At 38.1% G+C, this 18278-nt stretch carries 14 protein-coding genes; 7 read left to right on the top strand and 7 right to left on the bottom strand.

The window, feature by feature from the left end; all coding sequences use genetic code 11:
• Positions 1 to 3: 3 nt before the first annotated feature.
• From IEV69_RS01710 to IEV69_RS01700, 3 genes are read right to left on the bottom strand one after another with little or no spacing between them, the layout of a single operon-like run.
• The gene (locus IEV69_RS01710; protein ID WP_188438826.1) at positions 4 to 1176 is read right to left on the bottom strand and encodes an efflux RND transporter periplasmic adaptor subunit; all 1173 of its coding nucleotides are present in this window, start codon (positions 1174 to 1176) and stop codon (positions 4 to 6) included.
• Between the two features lie 10 nt (positions 1177 to 1186).
• On the bottom strand, positions 1187 to 2527 hold the full coding sequence (locus tag IEV69_RS01705) for a TolC family protein (protein WP_188438824.1): 1341 nt from the start codon (positions 2525 to 2527) through the stop codon (positions 1187 to 1189).
• A gap of 2 nt (positions 2528 to 2529) precedes the next feature.
• Positions 2530 to 3129 carry a TetR/AcrR family transcriptional regulator gene (locus tag IEV69_RS01700; protein ID WP_188438822.1) on the bottom strand — a complete coding sequence of 200 codons (600 nt, stop codon included), beginning with the start codon at positions 3127 to 3129 and terminating at the stop codon, positions 2530 to 2532.
• Between the two features lie 135 nt (positions 3130 to 3264).
• Between IEV69_RS01700 and IEV69_RS01695 the strand changes: the two genes are divergently transcribed.
• On the top strand, positions 3265 to 4239 hold the full coding sequence (locus IEV69_RS01695) for a polyprenyl synthetase family protein (protein WP_188438820.1): 975 nt from the start codon (positions 3265 to 3267) through the stop codon (positions 4237 to 4239).
• Here IEV69_RS01695 and IEV69_RS01690 read toward each other — a convergent pair.
• Positions 4236 to 4772, bottom strand: coding sequence for a hypothetical protein (locus tag IEV69_RS01690; protein ID WP_188438818.1), 537 nt, complete (start codon positions 4770 to 4772; stop codon positions 4236 to 4238). The two genes, IEV69_RS01695 and IEV69_RS01690, sit on opposite strands and share 4 nt — an antisense overlap.
• Positions 4773 to 4904: 132 nt before the next feature.
• Between IEV69_RS01690 and IEV69_RS01685 the strand changes: the two genes are divergently transcribed.
• The 5 genes from IEV69_RS01685 (at position 4905) to IEV69_RS01665 (ending at position 11811) form a co-directional block, all read left to right on the top strand.
• Complete coding sequence (locus IEV69_RS01685) at positions 4905 to 7673, top strand: 2-oxoglutarate dehydrogenase E1 component (RefSeq protein ID WP_188438817.1); 2769 nt, start codon at positions 4905 to 4907, stop codon at positions 7671 to 7673.
• A 46-nt stretch (positions 7674 to 7719) separates the two neighbouring features.
• On the top strand, positions 7720 to 9009 hold the full coding sequence (gene odhB, locus IEV69_RS01680; protein ID WP_188438815.1) for a 2-oxoglutarate dehydrogenase complex dihydrolipoyllysine-residue succinyltransferase: 1290 nt from the start codon (positions 7720 to 7722) through the stop codon (positions 9007 to 9009).
• A gap of 89 nt (positions 9010 to 9098) precedes the next feature.
• Positions 9099 to 10163, top strand: a complete 1065-nt coding sequence (locus IEV69_RS01675; protein WP_188438813.1) for a YncE family protein — start codon at positions 9099 to 9101, stop codon at positions 10161 to 10163.
• Position 10164: 1 nt separating this feature from the next.
• Complete coding sequence (locus IEV69_RS01670; RefSeq protein ID WP_188438811.1) at positions 10165 to 11079, top strand: aminotransferase class IV; 915 nt, start codon at positions 10165 to 10167, stop codon at positions 11077 to 11079.
• Positions 11080 to 11082: 3 nt separating this feature from the next.
• Positions 11083 to 11811, top strand: a complete 729-nt coding sequence (locus tag IEV69_RS01665) for a sulfotransferase-like domain-containing protein (RefSeq protein WP_229741258.1) — start codon at positions 11083 to 11085, stop codon at positions 11809 to 11811.
• 12 nt (positions 11812 to 11823) lie between these two features.
• Here the strand turns inward: IEV69_RS01665 and IEV69_RS01660 are convergent, their stop codons facing one another.
• A complete protein-coding gene (locus IEV69_RS01660) occupies positions 11824 to 12273 on the bottom strand; it encodes a nucleoside deaminase (RefSeq protein WP_188438809.1) in 450 nt (149 codons plus the stop codon).
• 77 nt (positions 12274 to 12350) lie between these two features.
• Here IEV69_RS01660 and IEV69_RS01655 point away from each other — a divergent pair, with 77 nt between their 5' ends.
• Entirely contained in the window at positions 12351 to 14120 is a 1770-nt protein-coding gene (locus tag IEV69_RS01655; protein ID WP_188438807.1) for a 1-deoxy-D-xylulose-5-phosphate synthase, read from the top strand.
• A gap of 51 nt (positions 14121 to 14171) precedes the next feature.
• On the opposite strand, the gene IEV69_RS01650 is transcribed toward IEV69_RS01655, so the two are convergent.
• Entirely contained in the window at positions 14172 to 16772 is a 2601-nt protein-coding gene (locus tag IEV69_RS01650) for a T9SS-dependent M36 family metallopeptidase (protein WP_188438805.1), read from the bottom strand.
• 126 nt (positions 16773 to 16898) lie between these two features.
• Positions 16899 to 18242, bottom strand: coding sequence for a dGTP triphosphohydrolase (gene dgt, locus IEV69_RS01645; protein WP_188439015.1), 1344 nt, complete (start codon positions 18240 to 18242; stop codon positions 16899 to 16901).
• Positions 18243 to 18278 lie beyond the last annotated feature (36 nt).

The raw sequence follows: 18278 nt of genomic DNA, 5'->3' as shown, positions 1-18278 counted from the left end.
CGCTTAATTTTCCTCGTTGAAAGTAATAGTCATTCCATCTTTTAACGTAAGTGCTCCTTCTTTCACAATAATATCTGTATCTGAAAGACCACTTAAGACCTCTATAAACCCGTTATTCTTTCTACCCGTTTCAATTTGGGTGCGAATAACAATTGCATTTTGATCTTCAATTTGATTGAGAACATAGACATATTTTTCACCGGTAGCACTTTCCTGAATGGCATTTGCCGGAATAGCAATTGCATTTTCTTTGGAATAATTATTAATTTGGAGATTTGCCATCATATTAGGCTTTACTTTTCTTTGAACATTGGGAATTTTGACTTCCACCTGAAAGGTTCTGTTTGTGGGATTGATATAACTTCCCACATTTGAAATTTCCCCATTTACTATTGTGTCTATGGAATTCAGGTTCACTTTCACAGGAGTTCCTATGGCAACACTTTGTGTATAGGATTCAGGAACAGATGCTTTCACATACATATCACTGAGGCTAACAAGTCTCATCAATGCCTGTCCGCCAGGACCAACCACCTGTCCTTGCTCGGTTATGATTGCATCTATGACCCCCGAAAATGGCGCTCTTATTGTGGTTTTTTCCAATTGAGAACGCAGTTGTTTTACTGAACTTTGTGTTGACTCCATATTGGTTTTTGCCTGAAGTAATTGGATTTCACTGCCAATTTTTTGATCCCACAAACGTTGTTGTCTTTCATAAGTGGTTTTTGCCAGCTCATATTGTGTTTCCAGTTGTGCCAACTGACTGGAGAGCCCGCCATCATCAATTTTAGCAAGCAGTTGACCTTTCGAAACTTGTTGTCCCTCCTTTACATTCACAGTGGTTAATACACCCTGATATTCTGGAAAGATTAGAATGTTTTGACGGGTATCAACATTTCCCTGAAGGGTAATAAAGCTTTCAAAAACAGTATCTTTTATTTTAAAAACACTCACCAACGGATGGTTTTTTGCAGTGTCTTTTTCAGCAATAGCCATTTCAAGCTGGGAGAGTAATTTGCCAATACTATCATAAGACGCCAGCACTTCGGTTCTTTTGTCTTTCATTTTAGTTAGGTTTCCTTCATCAATGACACTATCAACAGTGCTGGAACTTTTGTTGTCTGAACAAGCAATTAAAAGTGAAATTGCAAATAGTATATACAGGATATTTTTCATTTGAAATAATTTAGTTGGTGGTATTGAGTATTCGTTCTAATTCAGCTTTTTTATTTATCACATCAAGCATTGCTTGTAAATATTCTTGTTGAGCATTATAAAGTTGAAGCTGTGCCTGTCTCAAATCAAAGCTACTGCTGAGTCCTTCAAAAAATTTGATTTGATTTTTTCGCTCTATACGTTCTGCTAGGTCCAAGTTGCTTTTAGAGTTTTCATAATTATCAATTGAGAAACGGTATTCATTCTTGGCGGAATTTGCTTCTAGCTTAATTTTTTGAACCGTTTCTTCAAATTCGGTTTTAGCTTGGTCAAACGCAATTCTTGCACGTTGTGTTTTTGCAGTTCTACCTAAAGAACTAAAAATTGGTATTTGCAAACTTACTCCTGCTATAGACGATTGAAACCAGCGCTGTTCTGAATCAAGAAAAGTAAATGAATCACTATTCGCCTGAGTTCCGTAATTTACAAAACCACTAAGTGTTGGCAAGGCTTTGTACCTTTCTAACTTTAATTCTAAACGGCGTTGTTCTGTAAAGTTATTCGCAATTTTGTAGTCAATATTTTTATCGAGGGTAAGTTCTGAAGTCAAAAGTTGCAAATCAATATTTTCAGCGATGAGTGACTCTAAATTATCAGTAAGTGTAATGGTGTTTTCGAGATCAATTCCTAAAGTAATATTTAACATCTGACTCGAAAGGTCTAAAATTCGCTCTGCATTTTTGAGTTGGGTTTCAATGGTTGAAAGTGTAATTTGTAGTTGCTCCACATCTTCTTCTTCAGTGAGACCATTTTTAAAGATTTCTGTCGTTTCTCTTAGGTTTTTTTCAAGTGTAGATTTATTACTTTCAAGTATTTTGATGTTTTCCCTGGCAAGTAATACATTTCCATAGGCATTGACGACTTCTTTACGAATTACAGAAGTTGTTTTTTGTTCCAAATTTCTGGAATATTCCAGGAAGGTTTTGGATGCCTCAAGAGCCACAATATAGGAGCCGTCAAAGAGTAGTTGATTTAAAGTAGCTGTTGCAGACATTGTTTCGGGAACACCAAAAACAACAGGTGTGAAAGTACCAGGCTCCCCCCCGGAAAACTCCGCCGGAATTAGTGTTACAGGCTGTTTCAAGTTGTTTCTGTAATCTACGTTTGCATTGATTTGAGGCAAACCGGTTGCGGTGGTTTCCCACTTTTGCTTGATTGCCGCTAATACATCTCTTTTAGCATTGATCGCTGTATAGTTACTATCGAGAGCAAAAGTGATTGCTTCTTCAAGTGAAAACGAATAGTCCTGCTCTTGCTGAGCATTCATTCCCAGGTTTACTAACAGCAGGAATAGTATTGAAAATCTAAACATAATTAGTTTTGATTGATGTGTTTTATTAGTTCTTTTTCTCCTTTTGATGTTACAATTCCACGCAAGTGATATTCTAAAAACAATTCCATTAATTCATTTGGTGTATAATTATCGAGTGGAAATAAGTCCTGATTTTTTATTCCGGTGGCTCCTAAAAAATAGAACCTGCCAATGATTTCAGGTTTAATGCTTTCTCGGTATAGCCCCATTTCTATTCCTTTTCTTAGGTTTGAAATAACACATTCGTGTATATTTAAAAACTTATTCTCATCCAGCTTTTTATAAATCTCGGGATAATATTTTTGCAATTGATGTTGTGGGGACGCTTTTTCATTTTTGAGCATTTGCTTAATAAATGTATTGATTTGAAAAAGCTCTGCAATGGGATTATTATTTTCTGCTCTAATACAATCAATTCCTTCACAAACAAAATGGAAAACATAGTCTGTCGTCGCTTCTACAAGCTTTGTCTTGTTTTCAAAATGCTGATAAATTGTTTTTTTAGAAATGCCCATTTCATTGGCAATATCATCCATCGTTACACTTTTAAACCCGAGGTTTAAAAATAATTCACTTGCTATTTCTAAGATTTTTTCTCTCATAATCAGGCAGCAAATATACAGAGGAAACTTTAAATACAATAAAAGTTTCTAAAGTTTTACTTAAAATTAACATAGAAAGCTACTGAAGTATTTATGTATTGTAGAGAAAAAAGTATTTTAGCAAAAAAATACCATATGTTATCGTTAGACGATTTAAGGGAGCATTTTGTTACACATCTTTTAACTTCAATTAATAAAGGTGAGCCAAAAAACTTATATGAGCCCATTTCATATATTTTAACTTTGGGAGGGAAAAGGCTTAGGCCGGCGCTTACCTTGATGACCTGTGAACTGTTTGATTCTTCTTATGTAAAAGCTTTAAATGCAGCCCTGGCTGTAGAGTTATTTCATAATTTTTCACTAATTCACGATGATATTATGGACAACGCTCCTTTGAGAAGAGGCAAAAGCACTGTACATGAAAAATGGGATATCAACACAGGTATACTCTCCGGCGATGCAATGTTGATATTAGCCTATCAATTGTTTGAAAATTATGAACCTGAAACGTTTCAAAACCTGGCAAAACTTTTCAGCAAAACAGCCATTGAGGTATGTGAAGGGCAGCAATATGACATTGATTTTGAGGATAGAAACAATGTTACCATTGAAGAATATTTGCACATGATCAATTATAAAACTGCAGTTCTCGTGGGTGCTGCAATGCAAATGGGCGCTATTGTTGCAAATGCTTCAGGAAAATCACAAAACGCTATTTATGAATTTGGAAGGAACCTTGGTATGGCTTTTCAACTTCAGGATGATTTTTTGGATGTTTTTGGAGACCCAAAATCATTTGGAAAACAAGTGGGAGGAGATATTATTTCAAACAAAAAAACCTATTTATATTTAATTGCCAAAAATGAATCTACACCTGCAGACTCCAAAGAACTTGAGCATTTATACAGCATTGAACCTAAAAACCCCACAGACAAAATCGAAGCTGTAAAAAGAATTTTTATCAAATCAGGTGCAAGGGACAAAACTAAAACCCAAATCAAACAATACACTGAAAAAGCCATTCAGCTTCTCAATGAAATGGAATTAAATGAAAATGGTAAAGATCAACTTACGGTATTTGCAAACAATTTAATTGCGAGAGACGTTTAAAAATAAACTCTCACAAATGGCAAAAGTGCTGAACCATAGACGTTTCTACTTTCATTATAAAGTACATTATAGCGAGCACCAATAGTTATATTTCCTGTTCTAAAACCTGCTCCCAGAAAAAGTGCTTCCTGAAAAAATCTGTCGGTTTCCCTCCCGGTTGAAGTTGCCAAATAGTTATAAACCACATAGGTGCCTTCAGGCTCTACTGAAAGTTGAATCTCACGAATGGGGTGATACAAAAAGATCAAACCTCCTCCATAGGCGTTGTAATTGTAATGATTGAATCGCTTTTCTTTTAAATGCATATAACTCAGTCCCAATCCTGCACTAAACTGCTCATTAAAACTATATATTGCACTTGGTGAAATACTAAACATAAAATAACCACTTCCAAAATTAAGCCCAAGTCCACCTCCAAAATTTACCTCTTCCCAAAATTGATTGTTATTTTTAGTTGCTGAAGATTTATCTTTTTGAGAATAACTGTAAACACTTACCAACAAAACACTCAAAATCAAAAAACACTTTTTCATAACAAACCCTCAATTTCATTAATTAAACTTATTATTAAATCAATCATAAATATAAAAACATTTTTCCCTATCATTTGGAAATATTGTACTTTTGTGACAATTTACTTAAAACGTTAAGTACGTACCCAGATTATGGATAAATTTTCCTTCTTAAACGCAGCACACTCACAACATTTTGCAGATCTCTACGACCAATATTTAGAAAATCCAGATGCTATTGAACCTAGTTGGCGTGCATTTTTTCAAGGATTTGACTTTGGGCAAAACGGCAGTTCATCAAATGGTATAACCATAGAAGACCCTGATGCTTATTGTGAACCCCAACTTGAAAACCTTGAAAAAGAATTCAGGGTTATTAAGCTCATAGAGGGATATAGATCTCGCGGGCATTTATTTACATTAACAAATCCCGTTAGGGAACGCAGAAAATATTCGCCCACTTTAGATTTGGAAAATTTTGCTTTAAGCGAAAAAGACCTTGATACTGTTTTTAATGCCGGTGAACTCATTGGCATTGGATCTGCAAGCCTTCGTGAAATTATTCATCATTTATCAAATATTTACTGCCAATCTATAGGCGTTGAATATTCACACATAAGAAAACCTGAAGAAATCCAATGGATTCAAAATTGGCTTCACGTTAACGACAATCACCCAAAATTTAGTGAAGACGAAAAAAAACACATTCTTAAAAAACTCAACGAAGCGGTTTCATTTGAATCTTTTTTACATACAAAATATGTAGGTCAAAAACGGTTTTCATTGGAAGGTGGAGAAAGTTTTATCCCTGCTGTTGATACAATCATTGAAAAAGCAGCCGTTATGGGTGTTGAACAATTTGTAATGGGAATGGCACATCGTGGCCGCCTCAATACTTTGGTCAATATCTTTGGTAAAAATGCCCAAGACATATTCAGTGAATTTGACGGTAAAGACTATGAACAGGAAATATTTGACGGAGACGTAAAATATCACCTGGGTTGGACCTCAAACAGAAAAACAGAAAACGGAAAAGAAATAAACATCAACATTGCCCCAAACCCTTCCCACCTTGAAACCGTGGGAGCTGTGGTACAGGGCATTACAAGGGCCAAACAAGACCGCCATTTTAAAGGCGACCCTCAAAAAGTTTTGCCCATTGTAGTACACGGTGATGCAGCCATTGCCGGTCAGGGCATTGTATATGAAGTGGTACAGATGGCCCAGCTAGACGGTTATAAAACCGGCGGAACCATTCATATTGTTATTAACAATCAGGTGGGTTTCACTACAAATTATCTTGACGGTCGCTCATCAACTTATTGTACAGATGTGGCTAAAGTAACCCTCTCACCGGTACTTCACGTAAATGCAGATGATGTTGAGGCTGTAGTTCACGCCGTCACATTTGCGCTGGAATTCAGAATGGCTTTTGGTCGTGATGTTTTTATTGACTTATTAGGTTACAGGAAATATGGCCATAATGAAGGTGACGAACCCAGGTTCACGCAACCCAATCTCTACAAAGCTATAGCGAAACACCAAAACCCGAGGGATATTTATGCTGAAAAACTTATTGAGCAAGGCATAATAGACAAAAATTATGTAGTAAAACTGGAAGAAGAATACAAAAACCTGCTGGAAGAAAAGCTGGAAGTTTCACGGAAACAAGAAAAAACGACAGTTACACCTTTTATGCAGGATGAGTGGGAAGGGTTTGAGTATGCAGATCAACAAGCGATGAGAAAAGATGTAGATACTACTTTTGACATCGATAAGCTTACAGAAATTGCAAAGGTCATCACAAAGCTTCCGAAAGGCAAAAAGTTTTTACGAAAAATAGAACGACTCATTGAAGCCCGCCAAGCAATGTACTTTAAGGATAATAAGCTTGACTGGGCAATGGGTGAACTTCTGGCATATGGAACATTACTGGCAGAAGGATTTGACGTGCGCATAAGCGGTCAGGATGTAGAACGCGGTACGTTCTCACATAGGCATGCTGTTTTGAAAGTTGAAGAAAGTGAAGAAGAAATCATACTTCACAATCAACTTCAGCAAGACCAGGGAGATTTTTACATTTATAATTCTTTGCTCTCAGAATATGCCGTTGTAGGCTTTGATTATGGTTATTCCATGGCAACACCCAATGCATTGGCAATCTGGGAAGCGCAATTCGGTGATTTCAGTAATGGAGCACAAATTATGATTGACCAATATATTTCTGCAGCAGAAGACAAGTGGAAATTACAAAACGGTCTTGTGATGTTGTTGCCGCACGGATATGAAGGCCAGGGAGCAGAACATAGTTCGGCGCGCATGGAAAGATACTTACAGTTATGTGCCCGTGACAATATGTTTGTTGCTGATGTAACCACACCTGCAAACCTGTTTCATTTGTTAAGAAGGCAGATGAAAATCAATTACAGAAAACCACTGATTGTGTTTACTCCAAAGAGTTTGTTGCGCCATCCAAAAGTTGTTTCCACCAAAGAAGAAATGGCAAACGGAAGCTTTCAGGAAATCATTGATGACCCTGCAGCAGATGTAAAGAAAGTAAAATCATTGGTATTCTGTACCGGTAAATTTTATTATGATCTGCTCGAGGTTAAAGAAGAAAACAAAAGAGATGATGTTGCATTGGTGCGTGTAGAACAGTTGTTCCCGCTTCCTACAGATAAAATGCGTGACATTATTAAAAAATACAAAAATGCAGATGATCTTGTGTGGGCACAGGAAGAACCTAGAAACATGGGAGCTTACAGCTTTTTACTGATGCATTTTGAGGAGATGAAAAACTTCAGGATAAGCAGCCGTAAGTTTTACAGCGCACCCGCTGCCGGAAGTGCCATCAGATCAAAACGCCGTCACCAGCGTGTGATTGACAGTGTATTTGACAAATCAATAACGATAGACAATTAAATAAAATATCAACTCTTCCCTGTTAAGGGGAAAAAACAAGATAATTATGGTTTTAGAAATGAAAGTTCCCTCACCGGGAGAATCCATCACCGAAGTAGAAATCGCACAATGGTTGGTTGCCGATGGCGATTATGTTGAAAAAGATCAAGCCATTGCCGAAGTTGACAGTGACAAAGCCACTCTAGAACTTCCGGCAGAGGCCAGTGGAATTATCACCCTCAAAGCTGAAGAAGGAGATGCAGTGGCGGTGGGTGAAGTAGTTTGTTTGATTGACACCTCAGCTGAAAAACCAAATGGCAGCGACAAAAAAGAAATAGATACTTATGAAAACCCGGGGGATGAAGGTTCTGCAGACCCAAGCGATGCTTCAAAAGACCTGGATAAAAAAAGCGCTGAAAAAACAAAAACAAACGAAAAAACAAGCCCGGAAAAGAAAACCGATGATAAAAAAACCTATGCCAGCGGTACGCCTTCTCCTGCAGCTAAAAAAATACTGGATGAAAAAGGAGTTTCACCTGCAGATGTAAAAGGATCGGGCCGTGACGGGCGCATTACAAAAGATGACGCGGCACAAGCTTCAAAACCTGCAATGGGCACACCCGGACCGGGCAAGCGCGGTGAAGAGCGCAAGAAACTATCCATGCTCCGCAGGAAAGTTGCAGAACGACTGGTGAGCGCAAAAAATGAAACCGCCATGTTAACCACTTTTAACGAAGTCGACATGACAGCCATTTTTGAGTTGCGTAAAAAATACAAAGAAGATTTTAAAAGTAAGCATGGTGTTGGCCTGGGCTTTATGTCCTTTTTTACCCTTGCTGTGGTAAGAGCACTGGACATGTATCCTGATGTAAATTCCATGATTGACGGTGATTATAAGATCACATATGACTATAAAGATATCAGTATTGCTGTATCAGGACCCAAAGGATTGATGGTGCCTGTCATCAGAAATGCTGAAAATTTATCTTTCAGAGGAATTGAAAATGAGGTAAAACGCCTTGCCATTAGAGCCAGAGAAGGTGAAATCACTGTAGACGAAATGACCGGAGGAACTTTTACCATTACCAATGGTGGTGTTTTTGGCTCAATGCTTTCCACCCCCATTATCAACCCACCGCAAAGTGCCATCTTGGGCATGCACAACATCGTGGATCGTGCCATCGTGAAAGACGGCGGAATTATCGTTGCCCCTGTTATGTATGTAGCATTGTCATATGATCACCGCATCATTGACGGAAAAGAATCTGTTGGATTTTTGGTTGCTGTAAAAGAAGCCCTTGAAAGCCCGGAAGAATTATTGATGAACAACGATGTTAAGAAAGCTTTGGAGCTATAATATAACTAAATTGACACCAAATGTCTCAAACCCGAAAAGCAACTCTTTTCGGGTTTTTTTATTACTTTTATCTATGTAAATTAATCTAAATGAAAAACATCATTTCACTTTTTACCTTACTCCTGATTTTATCTAGCTGTAAAAACGAAACAAAAAAAGATACTTCCAAAGATGAAGTAGCCCAAAACAATTTGATTTTAGTTGCCAATAAAACAGACAACACCTTACACATCATCGATGTGGAAACCACCGAAACTTTACACATACTTGAAACCGGCTTGGAACCTCACGAAGTTGAAATTACTCCTGATGGGAAACGGGCCGTTGTGACCAATTACGGCAACAGCAAAAATCCCGGAAAAACACTTTTAGTATATGATTTGGCCGGGTTTAAACTTGAAAAAACAATTGATTTGGGAGAACATACACGTCCGCATGGCATTCAGGTTTTTGGAGAAAGCCAAAAAATGCTTGTTACCTCCGAAGGCTCCAACAGTTTACTTTTGGTCAATATTGAAACCGGAACAATTGAAAAAGCCATCAACACCCAGCAAACCGTCTCGCATATGGTTGCAGTAACTCCCGACCTTAAAAAAGCATTTGTGCCCAGTATCAGCACAGGAAATCTCACAGTGATTGATTTGGAAAAAGAGGAAGTGGTCAAGCAGCTTTATTCAGGAAAGGGTGCAGAAGGAGTAGCTGTATCACCCAACGGCAAAGAAGTATGGGTTACAAATCGAGAAGACAACACCCTGGCAGTTTTTAACACTTCCACACTAGAATTGATGCATACGATTGCCTGTGATAATTTCCCGATTCGTTTAAAATTCACTCCTGATGGTAGCAAAGCACTGGTAAGCAACGCCCGAACAGGCGATGTCTCCATTTTTGACTCCCAAGATAAAACATTGTTAACTTCCATAAAAATGGATGTTCCACTACCCGATGAAGTGGATGACGACCGTTATTTTTCAAGGGAGTTTGAAGGCAGTTCCATTCCAATAGGTATTGTAGTTCCAAGCAACACCAAAGCTTATGTGGCCAATACCAATGCCGATTTGGTAAGTGAGATTGATTTGGAAACCTATACCATTACCCGCCACTTTCCCACAGGTAAACAACCGGATGGAATTAACTATTTAAATAGAAATTAACATGACCCACGGTACCCACAATGCAGTCGAGGACCCACGCAACAAAGACATTCAAATCTTTATCAATGGAACATTATACCCTCGTGACCAAGCAAAAATATCTGTTTTTGACAGTGGCTATTTGGTAGGAGATGGTGTTTGGGAAGCGTTCAGGGTACATCAGGGGAAAATGATTTTTATAGATAAACACCTCGACCGCTTGTGGCAATCGGCTAAGGTAGTAGGGATCAATATTCCCTTTAACAGGGAGGAGTTATTACAAAACATTCAAACCACACTGGATGCCAATGAAATGAAAAATCACATTCACGTGCGGATTATGCTTACAAGGGGTATTAAAAAAACACCATCACAAGACCCGCGGCTCACTATTTCAGGCCCCAATCTGGTCATTATTGCCGAACACAAAACTGCCTCTCTTGAAACCAAACAAAAGGGCATTACTTTATTTACATCCACCTTTCGCAGAGGTTCACCGGATTATCTTGACCCACGCCTGAATTGCCACAGCAAGTTACACGAAGTGCAAGCATTAATGCAAGCCCTGGAAGCCGGTGCAGATGAAGCCCTGATGCTAGATATCCATGGCTTTGTGTCCACCTGCAATGCCACCAATTTTTTTATGGTGAAAAACGGCGAAGTTTGGACCTCAACAGGTCAATATTGTATGAATGGCATCACCCGTGGAAATGTGATAGAATTGTGTGAAGACAATAACATTATCTGCATACAAAAAAACTTCTCTCTGTTTGATGTGTATGGTGCAGATGAAGCATTTGTGACCGGCTCTTTTGGCGGTCTTACACCGGTTATAAAAATTGACGGAAAGACCATAGGCACGGGAAGTCCGGGAGTTTTAACTGAAAGAATAAGCAAACTGTATCAAGACCTTATAGAAAAAGAAATTCAGCAATAACAAATGGTAAATCCGACAAAACGTATTTCACTTTGGTCAGGTCCCAGAAATATCTCTACCACATTGATGTACTCTTTTGGACAGCGAGAAGACACTCAGGTTTTTGACGAGCCGCTTTATGGCTATTACTTAAAAAACAGCCGAGCCAAAAACTACCATCCCGGAGCCGAAGAAACCATAAACACTATGGAAACCAAAGGTGAAAAAGTGGTTGAAATGATGCTAACCCATAACAAAAAGCCGGTGTTGTTTTTCAAAAACATGACCCATCACTTATTGCCCGGTCTGGACCGTGGTTTTCTTAAAGAATTGACCAATATCATCCTGACACGCGACCCTGCGGAAATGCTTCCCTCCTATGCTGAAGTGGTTGAAAATCCAACTATGGAAGATGTGGGCTATAAAATGCAGGTCGGATTGCTGGAGCAACTGCAAAAAGAAAATGTACCTGTCATAGTCATCGACTCAAAAGCGGTTTTGTTAAACCCGAAAATGCAATTGAAAAAAATATGTGCTGCCATTGGCATTCCTTTTGAGCCAAAGATGTTACACTGGAAACCCGGTGTCCGTCCGGAGGACGGAAGCTGGGCAAAGTACTGGTATGCCAACATTCACCAATCCACAGGGTTTAATCCTTACACACCCAAAACAGCTCCTTTTCCTGAAAAACTGAAGCCATTGCTTGAAGAGTGTTTGCCATATTATGAAAAATTGGTGAAAATTGCTCTTTAACGGCACTCATTGTCAATTCAAATTTCGCTTCTCAATAAAAAACCGTTTTAAAAGTTCAGAAGCTTCTTTGGCCAGGATTCCTCCTTCCATTTTGGTTTTGGGATGGAGCTTAGTTCCCATATTGATACAACCCCTTTGTTCATCCCTTGCACCATAGACGATGCGGTCAATTTGGCTCCAAAAAAGTGCCCCCGCACACATCTGGCAGGGTTCAACAGTGACATAAAGTGTGCATTTTTTAAGATACTTTCCACCCAGATAATCGGAAGCAGCTGTGATGGCTTGCATTTCAGCATGAGCAGTAACATCGTTTAAAGTTTCGGTAAGGTTGTGTGCCCGGGCGATGATTTTATTTTCCACTACAATCACAGCGCCTATTGGGATTTCCCCTTTCGCGAAAGCATTTTCTGCTTCCTTCAAAGCGCGATTCATAAAGTAATTATCATCAAAGGGCTCTATCATCTGGTGTAAAATCTGTTGACTAAAGTCTCACTTCTAATAACTCCAAAAATACAATTTCAATTGTTTACTTTTGCAGTATGGCAACAACTTTATTAGACAGTATTCAATATCCTGAAGATTTTCGCAAACTGGCTCCCGGGCAATTACCTCAACTTGCAAAGGAGTTGCGAAAGTTTATCATTGATATTGTTGCCACTAAAGAAGGTCACTTGGGCGCCAGTCTGGGTGTCGTGGAGTTGACAATTGCACTACATTATGTATTTAACACTCCTGATGATATTTTGGTTTGGGATGTGGGACATCAGGCGTACGGCCATAAAATACTCACCGGAAGAAAAGATGATTTTCATACAAACCGTCGCTTAAACGGTATATCTGGTTTCCCAAAAATAGCAGAAAGTGTTTATGACACCTTTGGTGTGGGACATAGTTCGACAGCTATTTCTGCAGCACTGGGTATGGCTATCGCTGCCCAACTCAATGGTGACAGTAAAAGACAGCACATTGCCGTTGTGGGTGATGCCTCTATTGCCTCAGGCATGGCATTTGAAGGGCTCAACCACGCAGGTGTAACTAATACAAACCTATTAGTGATTCTCAATGACAACGCTATTGGCATCGACCCAAGTGTGGGGGCTTTAAAAGAGTATCTTACTAGAGCTTCAGTCAAAAAAACACCTAATCAAGACAATATCTTTGAGGCTTTAAATTTTGATTATTCTGGTCCTGTTGATGGTCATAATTTGATTGCTCTGATTCAGGAATTAGAGCGTTTGAAAACAGTGCAAGGGCCTAAATTACTCCACGTAATAACAAAAAAGGGAAAAGGTTTACGGCAAGCTGAAAAAGATCAGGTGAAATATCACGCCCCCGGAAAATTTGATAGTAACACGGGCGAACTCTTACCTAAAAGTTCGGTTTTACAACCTCCAAAATTTCAAGATGTTTTTGGGATTACACTCGTTGAGCTTGCAGAAAAGAATCCCAAAATCATCGGAATTACACCGGCAATGCCTACCGGAAGTTCTTTAAAACTTATGATGGACAAGTTTCCTCAAAGAGCTTTTGATGTTGGAATTGCAGAGCAACATGCAGTTACATTTGCTGCCGGCCTTGCAACTCAGGGAATGCTCGTTTTTTGTAATATTTATTCTACCTTTTTACAACGCGCATACGATCAGGTGATTCATGATGTCTGCTTGCAAAAACTTCCGGTGATTTTTTGTTTGGATCGTTCGGGTATTGTGGGAGAAGATGGTGCTACTCATCATGGTATTTTTGATTTGGCTTATTTAAGATGCATCCCAAATTTAATTGTTTTTGCTCCACGAAATGAAGTCGAGCTTCGTAATATTATGTACACAGCTTCTTTAGGTCTCAATTTACCCATCGCTATCAGATATCCTCGGGGCAGGGGTTCTACAATTGATTGGAGAAAGCCTTTTACAAAAAAAGAAATTGGAAAGGGTGAGTGTATTAAAGAAGGAAACAATCTTGCTATCCTTAGCATTGGAACTATCGTGAAAAATGTTGAAAAAGCTTTGACAGAAAGCTCAATTCAAGAAGTTGCTATTTATGACCTGGGTTTTATCAAACCTTTAGACGAAAAATTATTACATGCTGTTTTTAAAAAGCATAAAACAATTATTACTATTGAAGATGGTGTTAAATCTGGTGGTTTTGGAAGTGCCATACTTGAATTTGCTGCAAATTATGATTACAAAAACACTATTCACGTTGCAGGAATTGAAGACCAATTTCCGGAACACGGAAGTGTTGAAGAACTTCAGGAATTATGTGGTATTTCTCCAATAAAAATATCTCAACTTCTTAAAAAACTTCAATAAAAAAAGACTGCCAAAACTGGCAGTCTTTTTTTTATATTCATAATATAGAATTTACTTGATAATTAATTTCGCATTGTGAGTGTAATTTTCCCCTTCAATCTGTAAAATATACACCCCGGTATTTAAACTTTTTGCCTGAATATTTACAGCTCCGGTCATCATTACTTCCTTGGTGAATACTTTTCTGCCATTTATATCAAAAATTGAAATGGTGCTTTCTCCCATATTTTCTCTGGAAACAATATTGATGTCTCCTTGTGATGGGTTGGGATAAATCATAAAGTTATTGAATGACTGACCCTGAGTTCCTAATAGACAATCTTCAGGAACATCAAAAGCTTCTACTTGATCAAAGCGGTTATTTGAACTTCCTTGACTGGCACTTAAACCAAGGCCTCTATTTGCAAATACATTCCAAATAAGACACTTGTTTGCGCCCTCATTTGCGAGTTCATCAGCTTGTAAAATGGCATCTCTTCCATTTACAAAACCAGGACTGCAATTTTGTAATTTTAATCCATCAACCACAAGTTGTAGCGCCATATTATTTCCGCCGGTTCCTTCATAAATATCAGGATCAAAACCATATTCGTCTACCATTGCCCAGGTTAAATCCCAAAGCATTGTTGCCCATACAAACCCGATTCCATGCGGGCGGGATATTCCGGCATTGTTTGTTGCACCATAAGTATATGAATTAACTGTAAAACTTGTACTATAAGGAGCAGGTCTTATTCCATTTCCATCTGTGGGCTGTCCAACGGCAAAAGTGCCAATGCCTCTAGGTTGATCTGGAGTATCTCCTGCTTTCATAGTAAGTATTAAGCCAAAATAATCACTCCAGCCTTCTCCCATTTGTTCATCATTGGACAAGCAGTTTGAATTGAATGCGCTACCTGTGAGTCTGTTTGAGATTCCATGGCCATACTCGTGTGCTATAATTCCGTTGTCTAAAGTTCCATCTATCATATAAGGTCCTGCATCTTCTAGAGTTACATTGATTGTTTGACCATTAATTAATGCGTCAATAATGGCTTCTCCATCAGTTTGGTTTATCATTAAAGACGGGATAGTTACCTGATCACCAACGTCTCCGGGTCCCATTGCAATGGGCTCTCCTGGCACATTGTTTATCATTATTACAGCAATAGCCCCTTCATTTTCAGCAGCTAGTACTTTAAATCCAAATTGACATTCTCCCCTTCTAATTACTGCAATTTTCCCATCTAATTCACCTCCATTGGTTATGAGGTCACATGCATCATAAATATCTGTAGAGGGACCTGAATTATCATCTTTAACAAGTGCTAAATCAGCAGTTAAAGGGTCAGTTGGGATTGGGTCTCCAAATTGAGCTCCTAATCCTGTGTAGTCCCCGGCTAAAGGACCATTGTTTATTGTTAATGGTTCTCCAGGAGGGCCTTGTGCACTCCAAAGAAACATTTGCATTCTGGGTCTGTTTCCTTCAGGAGGTGTGCCAAAATTTGCATTATTTAAACCTGAGCCATCCTGAGCATCAGCATTTACTGCATCATTTCCAACTCCTTCACCTGTATAATTTGTCTCCTGAAAGTTTCCACTTTCTTCATCAAATCCATATCTGTAAAAAACGTCGTGAATAATGTTATTCCAATAAAATAAATTGGTTGTTGAGGCATCAACATATCCAATAGGTTGTTGATTAAATTCAATCTCAAAGTCAAACTCTAAATCATTTCCTCCTTCTGTGTAGTTTCCTGTATTGTTACCCGCTATATCAGCACGAGCTCTTACGTTGTTTCCGCGTGTTGTTGTAAACTCTGCTCCCGGAACACCGTCTGTGTCGTGCCAACCAAAAGGAGAGGCAATTGGATCACCAGGTTCTGAAACTAATTGAGCATCGCCATGATTAGGACTTTCAAACGGCATTGGAAATACACGATATTGTGAACCATCATTGGGGGTTAAAGAAGTCATATCAATTTCTAAAACACTTTTTGTTGATGTGTTGATTTCTTTTGTATGACCAGAAAAGTGAACTTCACCAAAGTTACAGCTTACTACCCAATCGTGCGTGTTTAAAAGCTCACCGGTTTGAGCGTCAATTCGAACGCTATACCAATGACTTCCATCAAGAATAAAAATATCCAAATCCCAAGCCAACCGTAAACTGGTTTGGTCATTGTTAGGCTGAAAAACCAATTTTACATTGATGTTTTCTTGCGAAATATTTCCTGAGTTGAAAAGATATTTATTGGTTCCAACTTGTTCAATCATTTCAAGGCCAGATGGTGTATCTAAACCAAGTTGACTTGTTGCCTGATTAATTGCTTGTTCTGGGGTTAAGCCAGGAGTAACTGAATTGATTTTTTGAGAGATTCCCTGTAAAAAATCCACGGTTACATACTTTACATTGTTATTGTTATCAATTGCAAAATTTGAAATTGCATTAAATATTTCAACACCTTGAAAGCGTTGCACAACATATACGTGATTTACTTTTGTGCTTTCTGAGTAATGCTGATTGTAAATGAGAATGTCTTCAACATCTTGCGTATTTAAACCTAATTGTGAACGGTTATCATTAAAATAGGAGTCAATGACTGAAGAGAAGTCTTGTGCATTCAAAAGGCCAAAGCCTAAAAACGCAAAACATAAAATAATTTTTTTCATTGTAGAAGGAGATAAGATTAATATAAGCTTTTAATTGGTTGAATATAAAATTTTTGGAAGCTAAATATAATGGAAAGTGTTCAAACTAACAACTATTTGTTTTTGTTTTAACTTTTTTGTTTTTACTTAAACGTTTTTACCTGATAGCTTGTTAAATGTCAATAATGCATTTCCGTCAGTTAAACCGGCTATGTATGAACAACAATCAATTAAATAAGTATATAAACTTTTTTCTTGATTGAAATCTAAGGTTTTTAAATCCTCCAATAAAAGATTGTCATAATGGAGTTCTTTGCCTTGATACTTGTTTTCAATTGCTTTGGAATAGGCATCGAGTAACGTGGTTAATATTTTATATCCGGCAATCTCTTTATCGATGACTTCACGGCTTTTGTAGATCTTTTGAATACTCAATTTTATAATATCATCAATTTGTGCTTTGAATGTACTCTTGTCAAGCAAAGAAACTGAAAATGTGCCGCTTAAAAGTTGTTGTTCATTTTCAACAAACACATTCACCGCTTCCTGAATCAATCTACTAATAGCCAGTGAACGTAAGTAATTCATGCGGTCTGAAGTGGTTTGTAATAGATGATATTTTTTGATGTCTAGCGTGTCTTTTACTAATTTGGTAAGATATTCAAGTGCATAAGATTCGTCAATCCATCCCAGGTTGATACCGTCTTCAAAGTCGATGATGGTGTAACAAATATCATCTGCTGCCTCTACAAGAAATGCCAGTGGATGTCTTTGAAAATGAGTGTCTTCTTTTAATCCCTTTTTTAGTAATCCCAGTTCCCCTGCAACTTCTCTAAAAAAATCTTTGTCATTTTGAAAAACACCAAATTTTTTATCACTAATTTCAGAGGAGGGTTTCTTGGGAAGGGATTCTTTTGGATATTTCATAAAAGCGCCTAAAGTTGCATAAGTGAGCCTTAGACCGCCTTCAACTCCTTCTCGGCTTTGGGTTAAAATTTTAAATCCATTTGCATTTCCTTCAAAATCAACCAAATCCTGATATTGTTTTGCAGTAAGTAACTCTTTAAAACGTTTGCCATTACCGTTCAAAAAATAATCGCCAATGGCTTTTTCACCACTGTGTCCAAAAGGTGGGTTTCCAATATCGTGCGCCAAGGATGCTGCGGCAACTATGGCACCAAAATCATTGATACTATAGCCCAAGGTGTCTTTTAAATGAGGATGTAAACGCAAAATTGCTTTTCCAACCTGCCTTCCCAGAGATCTGCCCACAACTGAAACCTCCAGACTGTGAGTTAGCCTTGTGTGGACAAAATCAGTTTTTGAGAGCGGTATTACCTGTGTTTTATCTTGTAAACTCCTAAAGGCAGATGAAAAAATGATGCGATCATAATCTACCTCAAAAGCAAGGCGGGTTTCATCTTCTTCGATTCGTAATCTTTTTGTGGAATCACCCATCTTTTTGAGTGATAAAAGCTGTTCCCAGTGCATCATATTAAAAAAGTGAATTTTATTTCTGCAAGATAC

This window comes from Planktosalinus lacus (assembly GCF_014640155.1).
GTDB lineage: Bacteria > Bacteroidota > Bacteroidia > Flavobacteriales > Flavobacteriaceae > Planktosalinus > Planktosalinus lacus.
This window is presented reverse-complemented; position numbering and strand designations above follow the sequence as displayed.

Bases quoted from the DNA above. Each gene is read 5' to 3' on its own strand.
- IEV69_RS01650 (WP_188438805.1), bottom strand. From the start codon at position 16,772: ATGAAAAAAATTATTTTATGTTTTGCGTTTTTAGGCTTTGGCCTTTTG.
- IEV69_RS01660 (WP_188438809.1), bottom strand. From the start codon at position 12,273: ATGATAGAGCCCTTTGATGATAATTACTTTATGAATCGCGCTTTGAAG.
- IEV69_RS01670 (WP_188438811.1), top strand. From the start codon at position 10,165: ATGACCCACGGTACCCACAATGCAGTCGAGGACCCACGCAACAAAGAC.
- IEV69_RS01700 (WP_188438822.1), bottom strand. From the start codon at position 3,129: ATGAGAGAAAAAATCTTAGAAATAGCAAGTGAATTATTTTTAAACCTC.
- IEV69_RS01690 (WP_188438818.1), bottom strand. From the start codon at position 4,772: ATGAAAAAGTGTTTTTTGATTTTGAGTGTTTTGTTGGTAAGTGTTTAC.
- IEV69_RS01655 (WP_188438807.1), top strand. From the start codon at position 12,351: ATGGCAACAACTTTATTAGACAGTATTCAATATCCTGAAGATTTTCGC.
- odhB (WP_188438815.1), top strand. From the start codon at position 7,720: ATGGTTTTAGAAATGAAAGTTCCCTCACCGGGAGAATCCATCACCGAA.
- IEV69_RS01710 (WP_188438826.1), bottom strand. From the start codon at position 1,176: ATGAAAAATATCCTGTATATACTATTTGCAATTTCACTTTTAATTGCT.
- IEV69_RS01705 (WP_188438824.1), bottom strand. From the start codon at position 2,527: ATGTTTAGATTTTCAATACTATTCCTGCTGTTAGTAAACCTGGGAATG.
- IEV69_RS01665 (WP_229741258.1), top strand. From the start codon at position 11,083: ATGGTAAATCCGACAAAACGTATTTCACTTTGGTCAGGTCCCAGAAAT.
- IEV69_RS01685 (WP_188438817.1), top strand. From the start codon at position 4,905: ATGGATAAATTTTCCTTCTTAAACGCAGCACACTCACAACATTTTGCA.
- IEV69_RS01675 (WP_188438813.1), top strand. From the start codon at position 9,099: ATGAAAAACATCATTTCACTTTTTACCTTACTCCTGATTTTATCTAGC.
- IEV69_RS01695 (WP_188438820.1), top strand. From the start codon at position 3,265: ATGTTATCGTTAGACGATTTAAGGGAGCATTTTGTTACACATCTTTTA.
- dgt (WP_188439015.1), bottom strand. From the start codon at position 18,242: ATGCACTGGGAACAGCTTTTATCACTCAAAAAGATGGGTGATTCCACA.